5 protein-coding genes are annotated in these 5,873 nt (G+C 29.0%); 4 read left to right on the top strand and 1 reads right to left on the bottom strand.

From position 1 onward, the window contains the following. From ACTF56_RS12720 to ACTF56_RS12705, 4 genes are all read left to right on the top strand, one after another. Positions 1 to 838: T9SS type A sorting domain-containing protein (locus tag ACTF56_RS12720; protein ID WP_438967286.1), on the top strand; the 838-nt coding region annotated here is incomplete at its 5' end. Between the two features lie 281 nt (positions 839 to 1,119). Then, on the top strand, positions 1,120 to 3,957 hold the full coding sequence (locus ACTF56_RS12715) for a T9SS type A sorting domain-containing protein (protein ID WP_438967285.1): 2,838 nt from the start codon (positions 1,120 to 1,122) through the stop codon (positions 3,955 to 3,957). Between the two features lie 9 nt (positions 3,958 to 3,966). Then, the gene (locus ACTF56_RS12710) at positions 3,967 to 4,188 is read left to right on the top strand and encodes a hypothetical protein (protein ID WP_438967284.1); all 222 of its coding nucleotides are present in this window, start codon (positions 3,967 to 3,969) and stop codon (positions 4,186 to 4,188) included. Positions 4,189 to 4,299: 111 nt separating this feature from the next. Beyond that, on the top strand, positions 4,300 to 4,473 hold the full coding sequence (locus tag ACTF56_RS12705; RefSeq protein WP_438967283.1) for a hypothetical protein: 174 nt from the start codon (positions 4,300 to 4,302) through the stop codon (positions 4,471 to 4,473). 227 nt (positions 4,474 to 4,700) lie between these two features. Here ACTF56_RS12705 and ACTF56_RS12700 read toward each other — a convergent pair whose 3' ends face one another. Beyond that, positions 4,701 to 4,820 carry a hypothetical protein gene (locus tag ACTF56_RS12700; protein WP_438967282.1) on the bottom strand — a complete coding sequence of 40 codons (120 nt, stop codon included), beginning with the start codon at positions 4,818 to 4,820 and terminating at the stop codon, positions 4,701 to 4,703. Between the last annotated feature and the right edge of the window lie 1,053 nt (positions 4,821 to 5,873).

The following is a 5,873-nucleotide window of genomic DNA, read 5'->3' as shown; positions in this document are numbered from 1 at the left end:
TACTTCTTGTGGAGCCAATTTAAGTGAAACTACTTCTAATATTTATGCTGCGGGTGTTGTTGGAGCTAGTACATATGAATTTGAAGTTACGTATAATGGAACAGTTTATACAACGGTTATCTCTAATGACTCTAAATTTAGATTGTCAGAAGTAGATGGATTACCTCTAGTTTTTGGAGGTGAATATAGTATTCGTGTTAGAATTCATAGTAATGCTCAACAAGGTTCTTATGGTAATCCTTGTAGTGTGTATACTCCTTCCATTCCTAATGCTAAAATTATATTATGTGGAACAACCATTACTTATAATGATGTTGTGTATGCTAATGAAATAGCAAATGCAACGGCATATAAATTTAATATTTATGATGCTACAGGAACAACTTTACTTGCAACAATGGAAAACGCATATAATTACTTTGATTTTACTCAAATGAGTTACTCATTTAATACTACTTACCAAGTAACTGTTACAATAAAAATAGGAACTCAGTATGGAGAAGAAAGTTCAAATTGTAGTATAACAATCGGGCCAGATCCAGGTGCTAGTGCAAAACAAGAAGCTGGATCAGAAAATACTAAATCGTCAGTAACATCACTAATGACTGCCTACCCTAACCCGTTTAAAACATCATTTAACATTAGCCCATTAGAAGGTGAAACAGACAATTTGTCTTATCAAGTATACGATGCAACTGGAAAAATAATAGAAAGTAACTCATTAAAAGCTAACGAATTATCAAGTCTGGAAATAGGAAATTATTATCCTACAGGAATGTATTTGGTTGTAGCACGTCAGGGAGAACAAACACAAACTTTTAAAATGATTAAACAATAAAATAAATCATTGTTTGGAATAACTAATAACTCCTCAATTTTTCATTGAGGAGTTGTTTAATGATATTTAAATGTAAATAAATCCAAAGCTTTTTTATTTGAAAATATAAAACTAAAAGAGTGAAATAAATGACAAAAAACATTTTAAAAAATATCAACAACACTTATTATCAATAACTAACCACTTATTACTTTTTTTTAATCTTTAGGTTTTAAAAAAAATACCTTTGTTATACATAAACTACTTCACACGTATTTATTATTCAAAACTGAAAAAATCATATGAAAAAATACTATAAATTAGTACTACTACTACTCTTATTTACCCAAAATTTACTATACTCACAAACTACATACACAAGCATCGCATCTGGAGATTGGAATAGTTCCTCAACATGGTCTCCAAGTGGAATTCCAACTGTAAATGATGATGTTAACATTGGTAATCATACTATTACAGTTTCAACTGACGCATTTTGCAACAGTTTAACTACAAATCCAGGAAGTGACAGTGGAATATCATCAATAACGGTAAATGCATCCATAAAATTAACAGTTTCTGATTACATCTATGTTGTATCAACTAACTCAAACAATAATAGTACCTATTTGAATGGTTATGGAATAATTGAAGTCAATGATATTTATGTAGGCGATATACTTACTGTGACATTATTTGACAAGCAAACAACTTTGTATGTTGAAAATATGGAAAAAATTATTGTAAACAACGATATTAATTTTAGCACCAGCATTACTTCTGTATTATCAACAATATCAACAAATCCTGCTAGACTAAGACACATATCAGGAACCATTGAACTTTATGGGCAATTAGTTTCTAATATACAATCTAGTACAACTTTTACAAATTTGGGGTATCAAACTGATAATGTAAATCAAGGAGAGAGTAAAATAGTGCTTAAAAATGCTTCACCATTAATTGCTTCTTCAGGTGGTGATGCACCTAATTTTTCAAAAGGAACAGTTGAATTTAATTCTATTGCAACTACTTTATATGACTTGCCTTTTTTGAAATATAAAAATTTAATTTTAAATTCACCAAGAACATTTAGAACCACAAATAATGCTACTACAATAGCTGAAGGCGGAAGTTTATATCTTTCTCAAGGTATCATGTCTGGGTTAGCCTCTGGACCAACAGTAAGATATTTAACTTATGAAGACAACACGACAATTTATATAGCTGATGGAAGTTTTTTAGATGGAAATGGATCGAGGCCAAGAATGTCAAATACTGCAAACACATATAATGTTGTTTATTTACAAACTAGCGGATCTGGAGTTAAACAATCAGGTAGAGAATTAACACCTGTTTCTTCAGGATTAAATCCTATTAAAAGTTTGACAATCGAAAATACAAACGGAGTAAGTATAAATACTGATATCAAACCTGAGAATTTAATTGTTTCCGCAAGTTGCTCTGTTACAGGTGTTGGTAAAATAGAAGTTTCAAAATTATTTGATGTGCCTAGTTCGTCTGTTGTGAATTTAACCGATGGGCAAATAACATTAATTTCTGATGTTTCTAACACAGCCAGAGTAGCAAAATTATTAAATAATCCAACCATTACTGGAAAAGTTAATGTACAGCGTTATCTTCCAAATAACAGAAGGAATTGGAGGTTATTAACAGCCCCTGTGAAAGGAAACTCAAATAATTCCGTATATAATAATTGGCAAAACAATGGTATTTATGTAGAATTATCAAATACAGGTATGGAGATTTGGGGGCCAACTGGAGACATGTCTTTTGATGTAGATGGAAATACCATCCCTGGAAATGGATTGATTAATATTATAAATTCAAGTTACAACCTTAGAAAATATAACAACACTTCTGGCTCGTGGGCAAATGTCACTAATACCTTAAATGAACCATTATTTAGTGATTCAATAAATCATGGTTTTCTAATATTTGCTCCACATTCGTTTTTAAATGGAACCGATTATTCTGGTGGTTATATTCCAAATCAATCAAATTTAACAGTTACTGCAGCTGGAGATTTAATTACTGGAACTATTACCTACAGCGGAATAACTCCGAATAAATATTATCTTATAGGTAATCCTTACGCAAGTCCAATTAATTTTGAAACTATTTTAGCAGAACCTGGTAATGAAGGTGTAAATAAAATATGGGTGATTGATCCAACAATTGGTAGTTTGGGTGGATATGTAGTTTGGGATACAGTTACTGGATATAGTAATGATGGTGCTCCTAGTTTTAACGGTTCTACTATATTGCAGTCTGGAGAAGCTTTTTTTGTTATTGCTGCTTCAGCTGAAACTTCATTAACTATAAAAGAATCCCATAAAAGTGATGTAGTTACTAATACAACTTTAAACAAAACAACCGAAAATCAAACTAATACTTCAGCCGATTTATTTAGAATCCTTTTAGAAAAAGAAGTATCTGGAACTTATGTAAACATGGATGGCTGTGTGGCTGCTTTTTATTCGGGTGGATCTAATGCAATAGATGGAAATGATGGAATGAAACTTGCCAATCCAAGTGAAAATTTATCTTTATTGAATGGTAATTTTTCATTATCAGTTGAACACAGAGCTCCAATACAAAACAATGATTATTTAACGTTACGTTTAACACAAGCAATAATTGGGAGCAACTATAAACTAAAACTATACACTGAGAACTTTAATTATGTTGGCTATGCTTACTTGCAAGATTTATTCACTGGAACTACAACGGAATTACCAATTGATGGTTCTGTATTTGAATATCCATTTCAAATAACAAGTAATTCACTCAGTACGGGAAATAGATTTAAAATCGTGTTTCAATCCACCATGCTAAACAACGAAAATTTAGTAGAAAACCATTTTAGTATTTATCCAAATCCAGCTAAAAGTCAAGAAAACATAACACTACTTTTCAATTCAGAAACTACTAATTCTACTTATGATTATAAAATTTACAATAATTTAGGTCAGTTGATACAATTTGATGCATTAGACAAACAAAACAATACAGGAACTATTTTACTTAATAGTAAATTAACTACCGGAATGTATTTTATTCAATTACATGATTTAAGTAACAATCAAAAATTTACTCAATCATTAATTATTAAATAATCAACTATTATGTTTTCAAAAAAAATACTATATCTTTATCTATTACTTTTTTCACTCATCACTTTTGCGCAATGGACACCACCAGTGGATCCTGGTTTTGGTGGAGGAACTGGTGACCCTGCAACAGAACCATTAGCATCTCCAATTGATGAAATGATAATTCCCTTAGTAATTATTGCAATTATAGTTTCATTTCTTACCATAAATAAAAAAAAGAAACATTTAAGTTAAGAGTTTAGTTACTTTGTATTTTGACAAATACTTACAAATTGCTACATTTCTAAAACAAAATTAATTAAACACTTACAAAAAATGTAAGTGTTTTTTCTTTTATGAGTAATCATGAATATTATTTTTGTATATGATTTAAATAAAAACACTTTTATAAGTTCTTATTTTCGATTGAATTTTAGTAAGATTTCGCAATGTTATGATCATGCAGTCAACGGAAGATATACAATAAAATTCATCAAAATCAATCTCAACAAAATAGATGAATTGAATGCAACTTCATAAAAAAACAATTTACAATTTGAAATTTTCAAAATTAATTGCTTTCGACATAAGTTGAAATTTGTACATAATGCAAAAATATTAAAATTACCTCTACCCTTTCATTTCATCTTAGTATATTAAATTAAATCTATCCATAACTAACTAAAAAAATTGATGCTATAGATTACGATTCCCCATATCGTTAATTCGTTTTATTCTGTAACCTTAATAAGCTAATGTACTTATTTTCAGATATTAAACAAAAAAATATCCTTTTCTATCTTAATTCTTTTTAAAGTAAAATCTCCATCGATTTGACAAGTAGCAATTTTTTCATCTTGTGGAGCTAAACTTTTATCAATTACCAATAAATCACCATCTAATATACCTGCATTTTTTATTGAATAACCCGTTTTACCATTTCAAAAAACATCTTGTTTAAATCAATTGATATTTCAATAAAATCATCAGCTGGAAAAGGAGATCATAAACTAGTTCCAACATCAACAAAAGTTAAATCTATTAAGGTTGAATAATATGGAGTGTAAAATTCAAATATTTTGGTTGTATATAAACTTCTTTACTTAATCATAACACAAAATTAAGTAAGTATTGCATTAGAAGATTTAAATACTGAAAGAATAGTTATTAACGAAATAAAACACGTAAAGAATTGATGCCAGAAATACTTGGATACCTATAGCTATCTGCAAAAGCTAGAAGGGATTTTGTGCAGATTAAAGAGATAATTTATTTTAATAATAAAGGGTAAACGTTTAAGTAATTAGAAGTATAAAACACACCCTTTTATAATAAAATCCGATACTAGTAGACAATCGTATATTATACAATTGTCCACTAAATTACATCTTCGTAATATGAAAGATAAAAAGAAAAAGTTTGAATAAAGAGTTATAGAATTTAGATTATCGAAAGAATATTCTCAATAAAAATTAGCTGAAATTTCGGATTTAGATAGAAGTAACATGCGAGGTATTGAAGCTGGTAAAAGAAATGAATCTCTAGATGTAGAAGAAAAAATAGGGAAAACATTTACTATTTAAATCTCTGAACTTTTATATAAACTCAAAGAACAATACTTACTTATGACAATAAATCCATTAATTGATGAGTTAAAAAGTTTGGAGATCATGCAAAACTCCGTATAATTAAATCGTAAAGAATTGATTTTTATGTGAACTATGGTGAACTTTTTCAATTAAATGTGTACCTTTTAACGTACCCATTTCCCTTTATTTACCATAGACAAACTGGATATACTAATTTAGCTTCCAGTTAAAGTTAAGAATAAAATCTTATTTTTAACATATGAAACGAGAAAGAAAAATTTATGATCCAGCTTTTAAGACTAAAGCAGTCCAATTAAGTAATGAAAGAGCTAATATTTCAGAACTGGCTAG

Source organism: Flavobacterium sp., assembly GCF_965657075.1.
Classification (GTDB): domain Bacteria; phylum Bacteroidota; class Bacteroidia; order Flavobacteriales; family Flavobacteriaceae; genus Flavobacterium.
Note: the sequence above shows the minus strand (reverse complement) of the source record. Positions and strands in the feature narration are given on the sequence as shown.

Bases quoted from the DNA above. Each gene is read 5' to 3' on its own strand.
- ACTF56_RS12705 (WP_438967283.1), top strand. From the start codon at position 4,300: ATGAATATTATTTTTGTATATGATTTAAATAAAAACACTTTTATAAGT.
- ACTF56_RS12715 (WP_438967285.1), top strand. From the start codon at position 1,120: ATGAAAAAATACTATAAATTAGTACTACTACTACTCTTATTTACCCAA.
- ACTF56_RS12710 (WP_438967284.1), top strand. From the start codon at position 3,967: ATGTTTTCAAAAAAAATACTATATCTTTATCTATTACTTTTTTCACTC.